Here is a 17,911-nt window from a genome sequence, read left to right as displayed (position 1 = left end):
GCTCTTCCTTCCTGTCAGTTGCCACCAAGACCAAGGGCCCGGAGAATCCCGCCTGCCCCGCCAGAATGGCCATCATCCCGTGCAGGCAGGGCCAGACCCTTCTGCCCGCCACGAGCCTGCTGGACAGCATGAGCACAAGCATCACTGCCAAAACGGGCTGTATCCAGAACAGCCTGATCCTTGTCCTGCGCTCCTATGTGAACCGTGCCATTCTGCCCTGAAAGGGCCAGTGGTGTGGAAAAATCCGCCCCTACAAGCGTGACATGCGGCATGAGCTGGAACGTGTAGCTCATGTCACCCAGCTTCATCGTCCCCTGCCCGATGAGGGAAAGATGCTTCACCTCCAGAGCCATGTCACTGAAATGTGCCTGACCATGCCCGAATGTCGCCGTCCCGGCAAAGCAGCGCAGCCCCATCGTGCCAGAACCCAGCTTGAGGAGACTGGCCGCAGGGCCTGCCAATGGTGCCAGAACCTCCCTTTGGACACGGCCATCCACAAGGGACAGGCCCATCTGGCCATCCAGGGCCTGCCACAGGGCCTCAGGCTGGGCGCCTTCCGTCCCGAGAGCCCCTTCCAGCTGCACAGGCCCCTCAAACATCACAGGCTGCCCCAGCAGGCTCTGTACCCAGCTGGCCGGCAGAATGAATGGATGCGCCTTCATGCCCATCCGCAGAGGGTCAGCCGTGCCATCCAGCACAACCTCACCCGCAAGCGGCACGTCCTGCACGCTCCCTCCCAGCACGGAAAGACTCAACCGCCCCTCCAGCCCCAGAAGATGCAGATGCAGCCCCTGATAGGCGATGCCTGCCACATGGAGCTGATCTGCTGTCATGTCTACATCGAACGGTCGACCCGCCATGCTTCCGAACCACTGCGTCAGACGGGTCTCAGACGCCTTTCCTTCCGCAGGGGCCACCTCTGGCGGCCGGGATGCCTGCGCAGCATCACCGGGCTCTCCCTTGCCCGCAGCGGGCACAGGCCCCGCCTGCACTGCCGGCTCGGCAGCAGGTGTGAGCGATGCGGAAGAGACACGCTCCCCCTCCAGATGGGTCAGATGCAGTTTGCCCACAAGCCCCGCATCCGGCTGCATGGGCAGGTCCGCCGACAGGTTTCCGCCCGCTTCCTGACTGTCAAACACCACATCCTGAAGCGACAGGGAAGAAAGGCCTGCATCCTTCACCGGCCCCAAGACAAGCTGCCCCTTCACATGACCATCATGCACCAGCAGGCCCGGAATTCCCCTGATGTCAGGAAACTGGAACAGGGCTGCCTGGCCGGAAAAAGCCAGCATACTGCCCTGCCGCCCGGCCTGTCCCTGAAGGTCGAAAGACACATTGTCCTGTCTGGCATCCGTTCTGGCGGCATCACCCCGGCTGAACAGGTTGGATAATGTTCTGTCCTGCCCCTGCACGTTCAGCTTCAGCCCGACAGATGCCGGGATGCGGCCCAAAAGAGCAGACTGTGCCCTCTGCAAACTCTCTGCCTCACCATGAAACAGCCAGGCATAACGCCCCCAGGCAGCCTGCCCCTGAAGGACAAATGGTGCCTGCGCACTGTCAGCATCAATCTGGATGTCGCTCAGCTGCAGCGGTGCCGCCACATGCCACATGCCCGCAGGCAGGGTCGCACTGCCCAAATGGGCATGAACCTGATCCAGCACCAGACGCCGGGGCAGATGCAGCAGGGCATCCGTCAGAGCCATGTCCGTTCCGTTGCTGGCAGCCACCATGTCATCATCACTGTGGAAGCGGACTGTCCCCTCAAGCTGCCCCAGATCAACCGGCATCGCCCGTGAGAGCAGATGCCGCAGGCCCCGCAGGGATGTCCAGCGACCGGACAGCGTGAAATTCACACCTTTCAGCCGGTGGGCATCCCGCATGAGGCCATCAAGCGTGGCATGGTCCTGGTGCTCGCCGGTCCCCAGCGTCAGCCCTAGGCTGAAAGCCCACGGGTCTTTCTGTCCGGCAGACGCAGAGAGAAGCTGATGGAGAGGGCCAAGCCGTCCCCGCAGCGTAAAAGGCGTGTGCCCATATGTGCCCCGCAGATCCACCCACGGGCTCACACTGCGCATGCCCGCCATCTCCAGACTGGCCAGATGAAGGTGGCCTCCTTCCGGGACATGACTGTCCGACAGATCATCCTGCCATGAGAGTTCAGCATCAGTCAGATGCAGCCCTCCGAAGCTGACCTTCCAGCGGGGGGTGACGGCATCACCGGCCACAGGCGCTGCGACCCTCTGATCCTGCGAGATTACAGGGAGCCACGTGGAGCACTGTTTCTCGCTGGCCCGATGCAGCATGATGCCCGCGCCCCTCACCGTGAATTCCTGAAAGGAAATCTCCCGGTTCAGTATCGCCAGCAAAGACAGGTCCGCATGGACGGACCGGGCCGCCACGAAGGGCGTGCAACCCGGTCTTGTCAGTACGACATTTGTTGCCTGAAAAGACGGCCATGGCAGCAGCTGGAAGGACGTTTCCCCCATCTTCAGCTCCAGCCCCGTCTGCTGCTGGAAGGCCTCCGTGACACGCTGCCGCAGCCTGTTCTGGTCTATCAGAAACTGCGGAGCAAGGCTCACGCCTGTCACCACCACCACCAGCCCGATCAGGATTGCTGCCAGCTTTTTCATCTGCCTGTGTCCTCGTTTTCTCAGGCGGCCAGGTCCCCCTGCAAAGGGCCAGCCGTCCCTGTCAGTCTTTCACCGTGTCCGGCGTGGTGCTGGTGTGTCACCAGCAATGAAACCCAGCGTCTGGAACGTCTCACGCATATGGGGCGGCAAGGGAGCCGCCACCTGCAACCTTCCCCCCGCCGGATGAGGGAACTCCAGCATCCTTGCATGGAGGTGCAGCCTGTCCGGGAAACCCTCCACATGGGCCGTTTCGCCCCCATAGCGGGGATCACCCAGAATGGGCGTGCCCAGACTCTCCGTATGGACACGCAGCTGGTGCGTCCGCCCCGTCCAGGGGGACAGGGCCAGCCAGCTGAAACGCTTGCCTGTGGCATCCAGCGTCTCGTAGGAACTCTTGGCACTCATCGCATCCTCTTCCCCACGGGAGACAGGCACGATAAGCGAGGCACCCCCGGCCCCGACCTTGGCCAGAGGCTGGTCGATCACACCTTCAGCAGGGCTGGGCCGCCCGACAACCACCGCCCAGTAGGTCTTGCTCACCTCACGCCCCCGAAAGGCCGCTGCCAGTTTTGCCGCCACACCAGGCGTGCGGGCCAGCAGCAGGATGCCGGACGTATCACGGTCAATGCGATGCACGAGGCGGGGCTTGTCGCCTCCCTCCGGCCTCAGCCCCTCCAGCATCATGTCCACGTGTACGGTGATGCCGGGGCCACCCTGTGTTGCCAGTCCGGACGGCTTGTTCAGCACGATGAGATGGTCATCCTCATAAAGGATCATGTCCCGCAGCTGCTGGACGAGTTCCGGGTTGGGCGGTGGCGGCGGGGCCGGGCGGCTCTGGTCCGGCAGAGGGGGGATACGGATGCTCTGGCCGGGATTGAGCCTTTTATTGGGCTGCACCCGCCCTCCATCAACCCGCACCTGCCCCTTGCGGCACAGCCTCTGCAACCCGCCCTGTGTCAGGTTGGGATAATGACGGCGAAACCAGCGGTCGAGACGCAGATCGGCCTCATCTTCGCTGACAATACGATTCTCAACACTCATGACTGGCGAGATGCCCGTTTCTGCGCCAGCATGTCCAGCCGTTTCCTGATTCTTTCTTCAAATCCACGGTCGACCGGCCTGTAAAGCGTCACCCGTTCCATGCCGTCGGGGAAGTAGTTCTGGCCGGAAACACCATCCTCGCAGTCATGATCGTATTCGTAGCCCTTCTTGTAACCCAGCTCCTTCATCAGGGCTGTCGGAGCATTGCGGATATGGGCCGGAGGCATGAGGCTGCCCGTCTGCTTCGCCAATGCCCTGGCCTCATTATAAGCCCGATACACTGCGTTGGACTTGGAGGCGACCGCCAGATGGACCACAACCTGCGCCAGGGCCACCTCCCCCTCTGGAGAGCCAAGCCTCTCATAAGCCATCGCTCCGGCCTGTGCCAACGGCAGGGAGGTCGGATCAGCCTCGCCAATATCCTCACTGGCAAAGCGGACGAGACGGCGGGCAATGTAGCGGGGGTCTTCCCCGCCTTCCAGCATACGGGCGAACCAGTAAAGTCCCGCATCAGGGTCACTCCCCCGCAGGGATTTGTGCAGAGCGGAAATCAGATTGTAATGCTCGTCCCGATCCCTGTCATACAGGACAGGCCGCCGGGACAGGGACCGGGCCAGCTCCTCCGGCCCCAGCGGGCGGGTTCCATCCTTCGTCAGGGAAAGAAGCTGCTCGACCATGTTCAGCAGATAGCGCCCATCCCCATCCGCCATGGCCCGCAGGGAGGCCCGGCCCTCATCCGTCAGGGGCAGGGTCCGCTCCGTGGCCGTTTCGGCCCGCACAAGAAGCTGCTCCAGCGCAGCATCATCCAGCCTGTGCAGGACAAGAACCTGACAGCGTGACAACAGGGCGGAGTTCAGCGTGAAGGACGGATTCTCGGTCGTGGCTCCCACCAGCACGACCGTTCCCCGTTCCACATAGGGCAGAAAGCCATCCTGCTGCGCCCGGTTGAAGCGGTGAATCTCATCCACGAAGAGCAGCGTGCCACGCCCGGTGGCCTCGGCCTTGCGGCGGGCTTCATCAAAGGCTTTTTTCAGATCCGCCACACCGGAAAAAACAGCGGAAATCTTCGTGTAAAACAGTCCCACCCGTTCGGCGAGCAGCTGGGCAATGGTTGTCTTGCCGCATCCCGGCCCACCCCAGAGAATCAGGCTGGACAGATGGCCGCTTCCCAGCATCCGGGTCAACGTACCCTCCGGCCCCAGAAGATGGACCTGCCCCTGCACCTCATCCAATGACTGCGGACGCAGACGGTCCGCCAGCGGCTGGGTGCCCGCAGCACGGCGTGACGGAGAGGCCTCTGACCGGCGTGCCCCCTCCTCATGCCGGGAAACACCACCCGATGAGGAACCCCCAAAGAGATCCGGCATGGTATCCGACATCATCATCCCTCCTGCCTTTCCCACCACTGCCAGACCCGGCAGCCTCTCATTCAAACAGACGCCGCAGCCCACCGGGCAGCAGGGCGGAGAAAGGGTTAACATGCATCTGTGGCTTGGCCAAACTGCCATCCAGCCTGTAGGTCATGGCCATGATACCACTTCCCTTCCGGGCCCCGAAAAAACTGCCCGCAGCCTGATTGATCCCAAAGAATGGCGAGATGGTGCCCTGCATCTGCATCATGGCCTGCCCGAAATCCATCTGCCCTTTCATCGTCACCCCCAGAATGGCATTGCCGGCCCGCGCCTCTGCCAGATCAAGCCGCTCCCCCGCTACCCGGAAGGACGCCCGCAACTGGACATCTTCAAACTGTTTGCGGGAAATCTGCCCCCAATGCAGGGGTGCAGCCAGCGTGGCAATGACAAGAGCCGTCGGCGGATTTTTCAGCGTAAGATGGTCCACGGCCAGCGTGCCATCAAAGGGCGGCAGCCCCAGTCCCAGCCCCATGGTACGCTCGGCACTGGTCACATGCGCATCGGCCGCCACGGGCTGGCAATGGCCCTGGAGGTCCACCGTGCCACCAGCCAGCTGGTCATACACACCAAGAGACGCCAGAATCCTGCCCAGATCAGCAGCAATGAGCCTTACATCCAGCACGCCTATCCGTCTGGAATCCTGTGCGAGATCAAACGTGAGGGACGGCTGGGCCACATGCAGGAAAGCCCCCTGCACCCGCTGCGCTGCCCAGCGAAGGCTGGCTGACACATGGCTGGCTGTCTGTTCAGCTCCATAGATCACCCTGTCAGCCCGCAACCCGATAGCCCATATCCCCTCCGGCAGGATGGAGGCCTGGCCGGCGCTGCCGGGTGCCCGTCTGACCTTTTTCTCCACGGGATGAATAGGCTGTGAGCGTGACTTTCCGGTGGCCGGATGCCCGAACCAGGGGGTCAGGTCCAGAGTACTGGCCTGCACGGATATCTGGTACCGCCGGTCATCCGCCGTTCCGTCCCGCACCGGCCAGTCCATCACGGCACTGCCGCTCGTCCGTCCAAACTGGAAATGGGTGAGGTTGATCCCTCCCAGCTGACCAGACCTCATGCGCCCTTCTGCCTGAAGGGCCAGCTGGGGACCATGGGCGCGAACATCATCCAGACGGATCATCTGCCCATCCTGCCATGTCACTCCTGCCTGCAAGCCCGCAGGGACACCAACAGGCTTGTGCCAGAAACGGGCCCGGACACCCAAACCTCTCAGGTCCACCTGCACCGAGGCAGTCCCCCGACTATGGCCGGGGCCCCCACCGTACTGGCTGTAGACAACATGCCCCACGCCACTGCCCTGCATGATGGAGTCCTGCGCCAGCCCCGCCGGAACCCCGAGACTGCGCAACTCCTTTGCCCCCAATGAGGCCTGCAGATCTGCTTTCAACATCAGGCGTCCCGGCACATTGGCCTGAAAACTGTCGAACAGGCTGCCCGTCATCATCACGCCACGGAACCGGGCACCTCCCTTCACGGCAAGTCCGGCTTCATTGACCGAAAAGTGCCCATTCCCCTGCTGTATCCGCCCCAGGGACGGCAGAGCGAACCAGATGTTCTGGAAATCAAACTCTGCCCCATATCCCACATCCTTCATCAGAAGGTGACTGTTGAGCGGCAGCTTCAGCGAGAGCGTGCCCTTCAGCATCCCGCCCGTATTGGCTGGATTGACCGGATGACGGGACAGCAGATTGAGCCGTGGATAGGAAAGGACCGCCACAAAAGCTGACAGGGGACCTTCCATCCCCAGCGAGAATTCACCTGTCTGCTCCCGCTTGAGCAGATCACTCAGAACAATATGCCCCGTCGGTACGGTCACCGAGCCCCCTCGACCATCCGCAAGATGACCATGCTGCACGTCGATCAGCAGACGGTCATCATCCACAAAATGGGCGTAGGCATCCTCCCCCGTGACCTGTGGCATACCCTCCATCCATGTCACGCTCAGGCTATGGCCTGTCAGTTCACCCCCCAGCGCCCTGACATCCAACCCGTCGAGACCGGTATTGCTGGTAAAATCAAGCTGAAGATGCAGATTCTCACCACGTCCTGCCGTCATGTTGGTGGTCATCCAGCGACGGGCTCCACGGGCTGTGCCATCCGGCCAGACACTCGCCAATGTGGCAAAATCGAATGTTGGCACATGGCCATCCACCAACAGCTCCACATCCTTTGGCCTGTCCAGATGATCCAGCCGCCCATGGGCATCAATGATGAAAGGGACCGTCCGCCCCAGGGAGTCCAGTGCCGCAAGCTCCGTATGCAATGCCAGAACCAGGGGAGCCTGCTGGCCAGCCTCCGCAGGGTCCAGATGGAACGATACCTTCCCCGATGAGAGACGGAACGGAATGCGGCCAGGCCGGTCAATCTCGCCAGCTCCAGCGTCCACCTCCCCTGCCATGTGAGCAAAATGGCCGACCAGCCCATGCCCCTCCAGAATCCCTTCCAGATGAAACGCCAGAGGCATGTTCGGGATGCCCATGCCTTTTTTCCCGGCTGGCGACAGCGGCAGCCAGGCCGCCAGAGCCGGAAAACGGACCGGAGAAACAGTCAGCTGCCAGCGTGTCCGTGCCGCTCCGTCGGGAGCCATGTCACCTGCCAGATGGACCGTGGCCTCCTCCTGCCCTGCACCCAGCCCGACCCCCTGGAGGGACGCCTCCATCCGCCCCTGCCAGCCGGTCTGCCTGTCATGATCCGCCTTCAGTTCCGGCAGGGTTACAATGAGCGAAGAATCCGGTGCCGTCTCATCCCTTATGGTCAGCCTGATATCCTGAAGATCAAGATGCCAAGGCATGATGGCAGCCAGAGGTGGCAGAGTGCCTCCACCCGGATGCTGCGCCCCGGGCCTCACACCGCCCAGGCTGACATGACCCTCCGCATCCCGGAACGCCACAAGGCGCAGCCCCCGGACATCCAGCGACCGCAGGCCCACCTGCCCATGCAGCAGGCTCGCAAGCCGGAAAACAACCCCGACATGATCAAGCTGCTGTTCCGGCACTTCGGCAGCCACCTCATCAGCCCCCCCGCCTTCTGGAAGGGCACGATACCGGACACCCTCAAGGCTGAGCAGAATCTTGGCCGAATGACCGTTCTTTCCGGGTTTCCACGACAGGGCCATGCGCTCCCAGTGGAGACGCCCCCCACCAGCATGGGTCAGGGCCCCTCCCCAACGATGGGACAGCCCCGTCACATCCAGAGGCCCCTGGGCCAGCCGTCCCAACAGCAGGGCCACCGCCAGCAGCAGCCCCACCAGCGGCACCAGAAGCCCCAAGGCCACACGGCGCAGGATTGTCTGCCATGTCATGTCCACGATACCCCGGATAAAGAGACATCCCGTGATGTCCTGAAACAGAAAAACAGGAGAGCGGCTGCCCGGAACAGACCGGAGACTGGCGGAAACCGGCTGTCAGAGCCGGGACAGAGCCTCCTGCACCCATGCCACATGCCTGGCGGGGCTGACCTTCCGCTTGAAAGCGACAAGACGCCCTTCCGCATCGACCAGAAAGGAGCTCCGCTCAATCCCCATGAACTCCCGCCCATAGAGCTTCTTCTTCACCCACACGCCATAGGCTTCGGCCAATGCATGATCGGGGTCTGACAGCAGGGTGAAGCTGAGCGCCTGTTTCAGAATGAATTTTTCCAGTGCTCCCACACCATCGGGACTGACACCCAGCACACGCAGACCATCCCCACCGGGGATACGCAGCTCGGCCAGATGGTCACGCAGATCGCAGGCCTGAGTGGTGCAGCCCGGCGTGGAAGCCCGTGGATAGAAATACAGAAGATAGGGCTGCCCGCGGAGGGCATGGCTGCTCACCCTCTCCTCGCCTGTGGGGCCCATCCCCGCCAGATCGAAATCGGGCACCGGGGCCCCCACGGCCAGCCCCTCACCGGAACCTGAAACCTTTTCTGCCTGTGTCATGCTTTTACTGCTCCGCACTGTTGGGCTGGTCACCATGGGAGACACTGCCATCTCCCACCGAATCATCAGGGCTGTGTGGCTGATCCGGCACGCTGCTGCCCTCACCCCCGGTACGGGCGGCACCATGCGCCGTACCATCCAGTGGAGCATCCGGAACGGGACGGGCCTGTGCCGGCTGGGATGCCGGCCTGCCCTTGAGGAAGGGACTGACCCTCTGAAACCCGGCAGGCGGCTGGAAACGGTCTGCCGGAATGTCCTCATACCGCACGGACACGGCCTGAAGATGGCCCTGAAGACCATCAGCATCCACACCATCCTCGGCGAGGATGAGGCCATCCTCCGTCACGCAGGCCGTTGCCTTGCCACGAGGGCTTTCAATGGCCCATTCCCGGCAAGGCACGCCAGCAATCTGCTTCATCCCGCCAGCATGGTAGGTCATATCCAGACTGAGCAGGAACGTATTGTGCAGCCCATGCATGGGACGGAACTGGATGTAGCGCCTCTCCTGCATGCTGACGAGCGTCATGATCTGGTTGGGGCGATCCAGAATGGTGGCGCTCTGCCCATCATCAGGATCAATCCGCAGCCGGTCACCCGAAGCAGCAAAAGAAACCGCCACCTGATGCTCCGGCCCGGCTTCCTTCCCCTTGCCCGGCAGCACTTCTGTCTGGAACCGGTAGGTCACCACGGCATCCCGCATCGGTGCCAGAGGGGGATGATCCGCTGGCGCAGCGGCTTCGGCAATGCCACAGGCCAGCACGGCAGCCCCAAGGGCCGCCAGCACTGTCCCCCCGGCCCGCCGCACGACCTTATCCCGCCCCGGCATGACTTCCCTGATACACCACTGCATCCGCACGTCTTCCTCCATCTCCATCCATGACCGGCGCCGGACACCGCCCAGCCTGCAAACGGGCAGAAGCATATCAGACCATGACAGCAGGGCCAGAGAGAAATTGGTTACCTTTCTGCCCGCCCGGCAGAGCCCTGCACCATGGCCTCCAGTTCCGGCCCCAGAGCAGCAAGGCTGACATCTCCAGGCCATCGGGCAGGCTGCTGCATGGCCGCCGCAAGCTGCTGCCTGTAAGCCGCAAAGGGCACTCCCACACAGCCAAGACTGGCCAGATGCGGGGTGACGTACTGCGTATCCAGCAGGCCATATCCCCCCTGCCGCAGGGCCGCCATCAGATGTACCAGCGCTATCTTGGACGCATCCCGCACATGGGACACCATGCTCTCCCCGAAGAAGGCACCATGCAGGGACACACCATAGAGCCCCCCAAGAAGCGCTCCGCTCTCCCTGTCCCGGACCTCCACGGAATGGGCATGGCCCAGACGGTGCAGCTCGCCATAAAGCTGGCGGATGCGCCCGCTGATCCATGTTTCCGGCCGGGAGGGCGTCAGGCGGGCGCAGGCCTGCATCATGCCATCGAAATCCTCATCACTGCACAGGCGGTACTGCCCGGCCATGACGGTCCGCATCAGCCGCCGGGGCAGGGCTGGTGTCTCCAGAGGAATGATCCCCCGCTCCTGCGGGCAGAACCATTCCAGCTCATCGCTCTGCTCATCCGGTGCCATGGGGAACAGACCTTCCCCATAAGCACGCAGAAGCAGGTCAGATGTGATAGGCTCCATCAGATAATCTTTCCCTACAGAGAAGCCGAATCATGTCCAGCCAGTCTCCCTCACGCCCTTCATCGCAGACCTACATCTATACGATCGCACTGGCCCTGTCCTTCCTTCTTCAGCTGGTCTGGCCTGCATTGACTCCCCTCATGGGTGTCATGCGCGTTTTTGCCCTCATGGGTATTCTCGTCTTCGGACCACTGGAGCTGTATCAGCTCTACCGCATGGCCCCACGCTGAAAACGCCACCCGGACAGAAAAACAGAGGGGCGGCCCCTGCCGGAGTCCGCCCCTCTGAAAGCCGTGCAGACAACCCTGCTCACGCTTCTGCGCTGCGACCTCGATACGCCTCGGCGGCATCCCGCACAGCAGCCCCGTGCAGGCGCTCCAGCCTGCGGATGGTGAAATGGGCCTTGGCCAGAGCCCGATAATGAGCAAGGAAGGCCGAGTTGATGGCCGCCCCGCACAGAGCCCCGGCTACCGGCACCATCTGGGCTGCCAGCTTGCGGGACAGGGCCATGCCATAATGTCCCGCCACCTCGGCCATCAGCATCACAAGCGGCTGGCCACGCATCAGGCCACGGGCAGCGAAAAAGCCCAGCTCCCCCTCGCCTTTCTGCTCTCCCATGCTCCGCAGGGCGAAGACTTCCAGACAGGCCCGGCGTGTCTCCTCGCTCCGCAGGTCTTCACCATTTTCCTGAGCGATGGCGGCAATCTCCCGCATGATGGCCAGCGTGGTGAACCCGACATCCGGCACCATGCTGGCAAAGCCACCAAAACCACCCGCCGCACCGGAGACCGCCACGGCGGCCTGGATCAGATTCTCACGCCGTGCCCCGGCCCCACCTGCCTTGCGGTCCAGACCAAGAATGGCCAGACGGTAGGCCTGGTCCAGCGCAGAACTGGCCAGCTTCTGGAGTTTTTCCTGAAGGCCCGGCGCCAGAGACAGGCCCTGCAACCCCATATGGGCTGCCCGGCCCACAGCACCACCCATCAGGTCACCCAGACGGGCCAGCGTGCCCCGACCTTTCTCCACCCCATCCAGCACGGCATGGAGCTGGGACAGGGCTTCTGCATCAAGATCATGGGACAGGAAACTCGCACTGGGCACATGGTCCTTACGCTGTTCCGTCATGGTCTGAATCTCCTCATTTCCAGAGCGGGCCACCACAGCAGGGGGCCGGGTCCATCGTTACTGCGCTTTTTCCCACTGGCCCTTGCGGGTCAGATAGGCGAATTCTTCCTCTGTCACCGGGGCAACAGAAAGGCGGGACTGCTTGAGCAATGCCATGTTTTCCAGAGCCGGGTCAGCCTTGATCTCCGCAAGCGTGATGGGGGAGCGAAAGGCTCCATCGGCCTTCACGTCCACGCAGACCCAGCGGGGATCATCCGCCGTCGGGTCCGGAAAGGCCTCCCGCACGACCTCGACCACACCGACGATGCGCTTTTCCGTCACGGAATGGTAGAACAAGGCCCTGTCCCCGCACTTCATGGCAGCAAGATTGTTGCGTGCCTGGTAGTTCCGTACGCCGGTCCACGGTTCGACATCATTCTTCACCTGCTCATCCCATGAGAAAGAGGCCGGTTCCGATTTGATCAGCCAGAAGGCCATGCGTCACAATCTCCCTGTTTTCCGGGGCGGCACTCCCGGTTTTTCCGCTCCATCTGTCCACGGCCATATCGTGTGTGGCCAGCCACTCTACAATGCCTGACTTTGAGGCTTTTTCAAAGCGGGGGCTTCCCGGAACGTCTGCCGCCATGATGACACCATTTTTCATTTCTCTTCTTTCCGTGAAGCCGCCATACTTGCCCCATGTCTTTTTCCACCTACCCCGCACCATCCGGACGATGGACAGGCAGCCCGGCCCGATTCCTGCATGTCACCCGCCCCATGGCCCTGCCCTGCCTGCTTGTCGGGCTGGCGGTACTGGCTGCCGGTCTGATCTGGGGCCTCGGCTTCGCCCCGGCAGACTGGCAGCAGGGCGAGACGGTGCGCATCATGTATCTGCATGTCCCCATGGCGTGGCTGGCTTCTGCCGGTTACGTGCTGCTGGCTGCCTGCGGGCTTCTGTCCCTCGTCTGGCGGCATCCGCTGGCCGGTATCGTCGCCCTAGAAGCCGGACCGCTGGGAGCCACGGCCGCCGCCCTGTGCCTGATCACCGGGTCACTCTGGGGCAAGCCGGGCTGGGGGACATGGTGGGTCTGGGATGCCCGGCTGACCTCCATGCTTGTGCTGTTCTTCCTCTATCTCGGACACATCCTGACCATCCGGGCCTTTGACGACCCCGTGCGGGGCCAGAGGGCCGCTGCCCTGCTGGCTCTGGCCGGTGTGGTGGACCTGCCCATCATCAAGTTCAGCGTGCAGTGGTGGAACACCCTGCACCAGCCCGACAGCATCACCCTGACCGGTGCCCCCACCATGGCCATGAGCATGTTCTGGCCCCTGCTCGTCTGCACGGCAGGCTTTACACTGACGGGAACGGCCCTGCTCCTCATACGCTGCCGGGCCGCCCTGCTGGAGCGCCGCACCCAGGCATTGGCCCTGCGGGACATCTCACCATGACCGCACCCGCCTTCTGGCCCCCGCACTGGGGGTTCGTGCTGGCCAGCTACGGGCTGGTCATCGTCATCTTGGCCGTGACGGTCAGCAGCAGCCTGCTCCGCCTTCGCCGGGCCAAACGGCGGCTTGCCCTCATGCAGCGTCTCCAGCAGAAAACGGCAAATCTGCCTGCCGGACAGGAAAGGGATTAACAGCCCGCCCTCGTGTCTTTAAACGGGAACGGTATGTCTGCGTCACTTCCCCTCACCCGCCGCAAGGCCGGACGTTTCTGGATCATCCTGGCCTGCCTGCTCTGCCTAGGTGGGGCGGTCGGGCTGGTTCTCAATGCGCTTTCCAGCACCATCGTCTTCTTCATGGCTCCTTCACAGGTGCTGGCCCATCCGCCGGCACCAACCCGGACCATCCGGCTGGGCGGCATGGTCGTGGCCGGGTCCCTCCATACCGGCAGGGCCTCCGACGACACGCCAGAGGCCCGCTTTGACGTGACGGACGGGCAGGCTGCCGTCACCGTGCAGTATAGGGGCATCCTGCCGGACCTGTTCCGGGAAGGGCAGAGCGTGGTGGCTCTGGGCCGGTATGATGGCCACGGCTTCACCGCCAGCGAGGTTCTCGCCAAGCATGATGAAACCTACATGCCCAAAGAGGTTGCCGATGCTCTCCAGAAAAGTGGCCGGTGGGACCCCCGTTTCGGCCCTCCTCCCAATGCCGCCGACTGGAACAGCATGACCGTGCCCCACCCGGACACGCCTCCCGGGCCAGGGGCCGCACCGTGACATGACCATGCTGGCCACCATCTTCTGCCCCGAGGGCGGGCATTTTGCGCTGGCTCTGGCCTGTGCCCTGGCCCTCATGCAGGGTGTCCTGCCGCTGGCCGGTCTCCGCCGGACGGACAGCCCCCTGACGGCCCTGGCCCGCCCTCTGGCCCTCAGCCAGTGCCTTGCCCTGCTTTTTGCATGGACCTGCCTCGTCACCGCCTCTCTGGGCAATGATTTCTCCCTGAAACTCATTGCCGAAACCTCGGCCATCAACAAGCCGTGGGCCTACAAGATCGCCGGTCTCTGGGGCAATCATGAGGGTTCCCTCCTGCTCTGGGTCACGCTGCTGAGCCTCTGGTGTGCAGGGCTGGCCCTTCTCCCCGGCCAGAGTGCCGCCCGGCCGGAAGGGCTGCCCCTCCGCCTGCGGGCACGGCTTCTGGCCCTGCTGGGACTGGTGGGAGCTGGCTTCCAGCTCTTCTGCCTGACGACCTCCAACCCCTTCCTGCGGCTCTGGCCCGTTCCGGCCGACGGGATGGGCATGAATCCGCTCCTTCAGGACCCCGGCCTCGCCGTGCATCCCCCGCTGCTCTATAGCGGTTATGTCGGCTTTGCCGTGCCCTTCGCCTTTGCCATCAGTGCACTGCTGGACGGCAGGGCTGATGCGCTCTGGGCCCGCCACATGCGCCCGTGGGTCATCAGTGCCTGGGCCCTGCTGACGCTGGGAATCACGCTCGGATCATGGTGGTCCTATTCCGTGCTGGGATGGGGGGGATACTGGTTCTGGGACCCGGTGGAAAATGCCGCCCTCATCCCATGGCTGACGGGCACGGCCCTGCTGCACAGCGTTCTGGTCGTGGAGAAACGCAATCTGCTGCACGTCTGGTGCCTGCTGCTGGCAATTGCCACCTTTGCCTTTTCCCTCTCCGGGACGTTCCTCGTCCGGTCGGGCATTCTCAATTCCGTCCATGCCTTCGCCAACGACCCGGCCCGGGGGCTGTTCATTCTGGGGCTTCTGGGCCTGTATGGCGGCGGCAGCCTGCTGCTCTTCGCCATCCGTGCTCCTGCCCTGCCCACCCCGCAGGCAGGTTTCTCGCCCCTCTCCCGTGAGAGTGCGCTGCTGCTCAACAACATCCTGCTCTGCACGCTCTGCGCCGTCGTGCTGACGGGGACGCTCTACCCCCCCTTCATGCAGCTGCTCTTTGGCCGCACCCTCTCCGTTGGCAAACCCTTCTTTGACGCCACGACCATTCCGCTCACCCTGCCACTTCTGGCCGTCATGGGGGTGAGCATGGCCCTGCCATGGCGACAGACCAGAGCGGACAGGCTCCTGCCCCGTCTGGCCCCGGCCCTGCTCATCACGGCCGGAAACATCCTGCCCGCCTTCTGGCTGTTCCCCACACCACTGGCGGCCCTGTCGGCCCTGCTGGCCCTGTGGGTCATCAGCGCCGCCCTCTGTGACCTGATCCTCCGCCTGCGTGGCCTGCCTGAAGGCAGCCGCCAATTGCACCGCCTGCCCCGCAGTCTCTGGGCTGCCAGCCTGGCCCATGTCGGCGTGGGGGTGACCATCCTCGGTCTCTGCGGCATGGCGGGCAGCCAAGAACGCCTCATAGAGGCCAGACCCGGCACCCATGCCACGCTGACCGGGCGGGACTGGGAACTGACCGCCCTGACCGCCCATCACGGCCCCAATTATGAGGCCGTGGAAGCACACCTGACCATCCGCCATCACGATGCCCACGGGCCGGTTCTCACAGAACTGACGCCAGAGATCCGCCTCTTCCCCCGGCAGGGGCAGCGTACACTGCATGTCGCCATCCTCCACCGCCCGCTGGAAGACCTCTATGCTGCCCTTGGCAGCGTGAAGGAAGAGCGTGACCCACAGGGGCAGAGCCATTACAGTGCCATCCTGCGCCTGCATGAAAATCCTCTGGCCTCATGGATATGGCTGGGCGGCATCATCATGGCCCTTGGCGGGGGGCTGCATCTGCTCCCCTCACGGCGGCGTCCGAAACCGATGGAAGGGGAGGTCGGATCATGCAGCTGACACGCCGCCATCTTCTGGCCGCCCTGCCCTCCCTGGGGGCTGCGGGGCTGGGACTTGGATTCATCAGGATGCTTCATGGACTGGATCGGGGGCAGTTTGATCCCAGAGCCATCAACACCCCGCTGACGGGCCAGCCCGTGCCGGAGTTCCCCGCCCTCTCCTCCCTGCCCGGACAGGCCGGGCTGACCCGGGAAGATTTCAGGACCATGACGCAGCCGGTCCTGCTGTCTGTCTGGGCCTCATGGTGCCTGCCCTGCGTGGAAGAAATCCCGTTCATCAGCCAGCTTGCCGCCTCCCTCGCCGCTCCCCGGAAGAAGCGTGATGCACCGCTGGCCCTCTGGGGCCTCTGCTACAAAGACCAGCCCGCCAGTGCCTCCCGCTGGCTGGAACGGGCAGGCCAGCCTTTCACCCGGCTTGGTCTGGATCAGGATGGACAGGCCGCCATTGAATGGGGCGTGACCGGCGTGCCGGAAACCTTTCTCATCATGCCTGACCCGCAGATGGGCGGACGGATTGTCTGGCATGGAACGGGTGGCCTGACGGAGGCGGTCTACCAGACCCGTGTCGTTCCGCATCTGGAGGCAGCACCATGAGGCTGGCCGTCACCCTGCTCCTGCTGCTTCTCGTCAGCCCGACCTGTCTGGCCGTGGACACGCCGGATGAGATGCTGTCTGACCCGGCTCTTGAGCGGAAGGCCCAGCAGATCGGCCAGCAGCTCCGCTGCCTCGTCTGCCAGAATGAGAGCATCGAGGAAAGTTCTGCCCCTCTGGCCAGGGACCTGCGCCATGCTGTCCGCCAGCAGCTCCAGCAGGGACATACGGCAAAAGAGATCAGGGCCTGGATGGTCCAGCGATACGGAGAATTCATCCGGCTTCGCCCCGCCTTCTCGCCAGCCACGGCGCTGCTCTGGCTCATGCCCCTGCTCGGCCTCATGGTGGCCCTGCTTCTGGCCTGCCGTTTCTGGTACCGTCCCGCTCCGCCACCGGCACCCCTCACACCGGAAGAACGCCGCACTCTGGACAGCCTGCTGAAAAAGGACTGACCCATGTCACTGCTGATCGTTGCCCTCATCTGCCTGTTCATCGGGCTGCCCATCGGCCTCAGCCTCATCCTGCGGATGAAGGTCTCCAGCCAGACGGACGACCCCACCCTGTCCCTCTACAGACGTCGGCTTGATTCGCTGGAACGGGACCGGAAGGCCGGCCTGCTGGAAAAACAGCCCTATGATGCAGCCCGCATCGAGACGGAGCGGGAGATCGTCAACCATGTCTCCACCCCGCCCCGGAGCCTCTCCGGTGCAGGCAATGCCCACAAGATCATCGGCCTTGCCACCCTGCTGCTCATCCCCCTGCTGGCCCTGCTGCTCTATGCCATCAATGGCCAGCCCTTCTTCGGACCGCAGCCTGCCAGCCAGATTCCAGCATCCGCCTTCAGGACCTCGCCCATCAGCCCACCGGCCAGCACCATGACACCATCATCCACTTCCCAGAGTGGCCAACAGCCATGAAACCCGGTTCACTCCCCCGCCTGACACGCAGTGCGGCCACCCGTCTGGACAGCACCCCGCAAAGCCTGCCCCCACGCAGCATGAGTGCCTGCCCCTGCTGCCATCAGCCGCTACAGAACACGGCCAGTGTCTGCCCGCACTGCCGGGCCGAAAAACATTATGGCCCTGTGAAACGGGAGGTCCTGCTCTCCTCTCTCTGCGGTCTGGCGCTGGTCCTTGGCCTCACCCGGCTGCTTTTTCCCCAGCTCTTCGCCCCCTTCTCCCCATGGTTGATTCTGCTCATGCTGGCAGGACTGGCCGTAGGGTTCATCTTTGCCCAGTTCCGCTTTGCCGGAGACCGGTGGCTGCACCTCCACAAAGACTGAAGGCGGGTTCCTTTTCACCCTTCATGAGCCTATCATCTGCCCCGTTTTCCAGC

At 63.4% G+C, this 17,911-nt stretch carries 18 protein-coding genes; 9 read left to right on the top strand and 9 right to left on the bottom strand.

Annotated features, from left to right (window positions below; genetic code table 11):
• Positions 1-14 precede the first annotated feature (14 nt).
• The 7 genes from DTJ15_RS01745 to aat form a co-directional block, all read right to left on the bottom strand.
• Positions 15-2,627: an AsmA family protein gene (locus DTJ15_RS01745; protein ID WP_249109283.1), complete on the bottom strand. Its 2,613-nt coding sequence runs from the start codon at positions 2,625-2,627 to the stop codon at positions 15-17.
• Between the two features lie 69 nt (positions 2,628-2,696).
• Positions 2,697-3,668 (bottom strand): RluA family pseudouridine synthase, encoded by a 972-nt coding sequence (locus DTJ15_RS01740; RefSeq protein WP_249109281.1) that lies wholly within the window; start codon positions 3,666-3,668, stop codon positions 2,697-2,699.
• The gene (locus DTJ15_RS01735) at positions 3,665-5,050 is read right to left on the bottom strand and encodes a replication-associated recombination protein A (RefSeq protein WP_408580064.1); all 1,386 of its coding nucleotides are present in this window, start codon (positions 5,048-5,050) and stop codon (positions 3,665-3,667) included. Before DTJ15_RS01735 ends, DTJ15_RS01740 begins: the two co-directional genes overlap by 4 nt.
• A 43-nt stretch (positions 5,051-5,093) precedes the next feature.
• Positions 5,094-8,387, bottom strand: coding sequence for a DUF3971 domain-containing protein (locus DTJ15_RS01730; RefSeq protein WP_249109280.1), 3,294 nt, complete (start codon positions 8,385-8,387; stop codon positions 5,094-5,096).
• A 102-nt stretch (positions 8,388-8,489) separates the two neighbouring features.
• Positions 8,490-9,005 carry a peroxiredoxin gene (locus DTJ15_RS01725; RefSeq protein ID WP_081562936.1) on the bottom strand — a complete coding sequence of 172 codons (516 nt, stop codon included), beginning with the start codon at positions 9,003-9,005 and terminating at the stop codon, positions 8,490-8,492.
• Positions 9,006-9,009: 4 nt separating this feature from the next.
• Positions 9,010-9,927, bottom strand: coding sequence for a hypothetical protein (locus DTJ15_RS01720; protein WP_052349159.1), 918 nt, complete (start codon positions 9,925-9,927; stop codon positions 9,010-9,012).
• Between the two features lie 35 nt (positions 9,928-9,962).
• On the bottom strand, positions 9,963-10,637 hold the full coding sequence (gene aat, locus DTJ15_RS01715; RefSeq protein WP_248460397.1) for a leucyl/phenylalanyl-tRNA--protein transferase: 675 nt from the start codon (positions 10,635-10,637) through the stop codon (positions 9,963-9,965).
• 32 nt (positions 10,638-10,669) lie between these two features.
• Between aat and DTJ15_RS01710 the strand changes: the two genes are divergently transcribed.
• Positions 10,670-10,867 carry a hypothetical protein gene (locus tag DTJ15_RS01710; protein WP_043560907.1) on the top strand — a complete coding sequence of 66 codons (198 nt, stop codon included), beginning with the start codon at positions 10,670-10,672 and terminating at the stop codon, positions 10,865-10,867.
• Positions 10,868-10,946: 79 nt separating this feature from the next.
• Here the strand turns inward: DTJ15_RS01710 and DTJ15_RS01705 are convergent, their stop codons facing one another.
• Positions 10,947-11,762, bottom strand: a complete 816-nt coding sequence (locus DTJ15_RS01705) for an EcsC family protein (RefSeq protein WP_043561605.1) — start codon at positions 11,760-11,762, stop codon at positions 10,947-10,949.
• Between the two features lie 57 nt (positions 11,763-11,819).
• Entirely contained in the window at positions 11,820-12,239 is a 420-nt protein-coding gene (locus DTJ15_RS01700) for an EVE domain-containing protein (RefSeq protein ID WP_249089438.1), read from the bottom strand.
• Positions 12,240-12,440: 201 nt separating this feature from the next.
• Here DTJ15_RS01700 and ccmC point away from each other — a divergent pair, with 201 nt between their 5' ends.
• The 8 genes from ccmC to DTJ15_RS01660 are packed head-to-tail and all read left to right on the top strand — an operon-like array spanning position 12,441 to position 17,858.
• Positions 12,441-13,190 (top strand): heme ABC transporter permease CcmC, encoded by a 750-nt coding sequence (ccmC, locus tag DTJ15_RS01695; protein ID WP_086431171.1) that lies wholly within the window; start codon positions 12,441-12,443, stop codon positions 13,188-13,190.
• Positions 13,187-13,378: a heme exporter protein CcmD gene (gene ccmD, locus DTJ15_RS01690; protein ID WP_043560918.1), complete on the top strand. Its 192-nt coding sequence runs from the start codon at positions 13,187-13,189 to the stop codon at positions 13,376-13,378. Before ccmC ends, ccmD begins: the two co-directional genes overlap by 4 nt.
• 33 nt (positions 13,379-13,411) lie before the next feature.
• Positions 13,412-13,960 (top strand): cytochrome c maturation protein CcmE, encoded by a 549-nt coding sequence (gene ccmE / locus DTJ15_RS01685; protein WP_249109278.1) that lies wholly within the window; start codon positions 13,412-13,414, stop codon positions 13,958-13,960.
• Between the two features lies 1 nt (position 13,961).
• Entirely contained in the window at positions 13,962-15,986 is a 2,025-nt protein-coding gene (locus DTJ15_RS01680) for a heme lyase CcmF/NrfE family subunit (protein ID WP_249109276.1), read from the top strand.
• Complete coding sequence (locus tag DTJ15_RS01675; RefSeq protein WP_249109274.1) at positions 15,977-16,579, top strand: redoxin domain-containing protein; 603 nt, start codon at positions 15,977-15,979, stop codon at positions 16,577-16,579. The genes DTJ15_RS01680 and DTJ15_RS01675 overlap by 10 nt, the downstream gene beginning before the upstream one ends.
• Positions 16,576-17,028 carry a cytochrome c-type biogenesis protein gene (locus DTJ15_RS01670; RefSeq protein ID WP_081562931.1) on the top strand — a complete coding sequence of 151 codons (453 nt, stop codon included), beginning with the start codon at positions 16,576-16,578 and terminating at the stop codon, positions 17,026-17,028. The genes DTJ15_RS01675 and DTJ15_RS01670 overlap by 4 nt, the downstream gene beginning before the upstream one ends.
• Positions 17,029-17,031: 3 nt before the next feature.
• Positions 17,032-17,493: a c-type cytochrome biogenesis protein CcmI gene (ccmI, locus tag DTJ15_RS01665; protein WP_043560921.1), complete on the top strand. Its 462-nt coding sequence runs from the start codon at positions 17,032-17,034 to the stop codon at positions 17,491-17,493.
• Positions 17,490-17,858 carry a hypothetical protein gene (locus DTJ15_RS01660; protein ID WP_249109272.1) on the top strand — a complete coding sequence of 123 codons (369 nt, stop codon included), beginning with the start codon at positions 17,490-17,492 and terminating at the stop codon, positions 17,856-17,858. The genes ccmI and DTJ15_RS01660 overlap by 4 nt, the downstream gene beginning before the upstream one ends.
• Positions 17,859-17,911: the final 53 nt, after the last annotated feature.

The sequence above is a fragment of the Parasaccharibacter sp. TMW 2.1891 genome (assembly GCF_023337675.1).
Classification (GTDB): domain Bacteria; phylum Pseudomonadota; class Alphaproteobacteria; order Acetobacterales; family Acetobacteraceae; genus Bombella; species Bombella apis.
The sequence above is the reverse complement of the archived record's forward strand: the minus strand, read 5'-3'. Positions and strand labels throughout refer to the sequence as shown.

Coding starts and splice junctions, on each gene's coding strand:
- DTJ15_RS01660 (WP_249109272.1), top strand. CDS start 17,490: ATGAAACCCGGTTCACTCCCCCGCCTGACACGCAGTGCGGCCACCCGT.
- DTJ15_RS01730 (WP_249109280.1), bottom strand. CDS start 8,387: ATGACATGGCAGACAATCCTGCGCCGTGTGGCCTTGGGGCTTCTGGTG.
- DTJ15_RS01735 (WP_408580064.1), bottom strand. CDS start 5,050: ATGATGTCGGATACCATGCCGGATCTCTTTGGGGGTTCCTCATCGGGT.
- DTJ15_RS01720 (WP_052349159.1), bottom strand. CDS start 9,927: ATGCTTCTGCCCGTTTGCAGGCTGGGCGGTGTCCGGCGCCGGTCATGG.
- ccmI (WP_043560921.1), top strand. CDS start 17,032: ATGTCACTGCTGATCGTTGCCCTCATCTGCCTGTTCATCGGGCTGCCC.
- DTJ15_RS01745 (WP_249109283.1), bottom strand. CDS start 2,627: ATGAAAAAGCTGGCAGCAATCCTGATCGGGCTGGTGGTGGTGGTGACA.
- DTJ15_RS01725 (WP_081562936.1), bottom strand. CDS start 9,005: ATGACACAGGCAGAAAAGGTTTCAGGTTCCGGTGAGGGGCTGGCCGTG.
- aat (WP_248460397.1), bottom strand. CDS start 10,637: ATGGAGCCTATCACATCTGACCTGCTTCTGCGTGCTTATGGGGAAGGT.
- ccmD (WP_043560918.1), top strand. CDS start 13,187: ATGACCGCACCCGCCTTCTGGCCCCCGCACTGGGGGTTCGTGCTGGCC.
- DTJ15_RS01710 (WP_043560907.1), top strand. CDS start 10,670: ATGTCCAGCCAGTCTCCCTCACGCCCTTCATCGCAGACCTACATCTAT.
- ccmC (WP_086431171.1), top strand. CDS start 12,441: ATGTCTTTTTCCACCTACCCCGCACCATCCGGACGATGGACAGGCAGC.
- ccmE (WP_249109278.1), top strand. CDS start 13,412: ATGTCTGCGTCACTTCCCCTCACCCGCCGCAAGGCCGGACGTTTCTGG.
- DTJ15_RS01700 (WP_249089438.1), bottom strand. CDS start 12,239: ATGGCCTTCTGGCTGATCAAATCGGAACCGGCCTCTTTCTCATGGGAT.
- DTJ15_RS01705 (WP_043561605.1), bottom strand. CDS start 11,762: ATGACGGAACAGCGTAAGGACCATGTGCCCAGTGCGAGTTTCCTGTCC.
- DTJ15_RS01680 (WP_249109276.1), top strand. CDS start 13,962: ATGACCATGCTGGCCACCATCTTCTGCCCCGAGGGCGGGCATTTTGCG.
- DTJ15_RS01740 (WP_249109281.1), bottom strand. CDS start 3,668: ATGAGTGTTGAGAATCGTATTGTCAGCGAAGATGAGGCCGATCTGCGT.
- DTJ15_RS01670 (WP_081562931.1), top strand. CDS start 16,576: ATGAGGCTGGCCGTCACCCTGCTCCTGCTGCTTCTCGTCAGCCCGACC.
- DTJ15_RS01675 (WP_249109274.1), top strand. CDS start 15,977: ATGCAGCTGACACGCCGCCATCTTCTGGCCGCCCTGCCCTCCCTGGGG.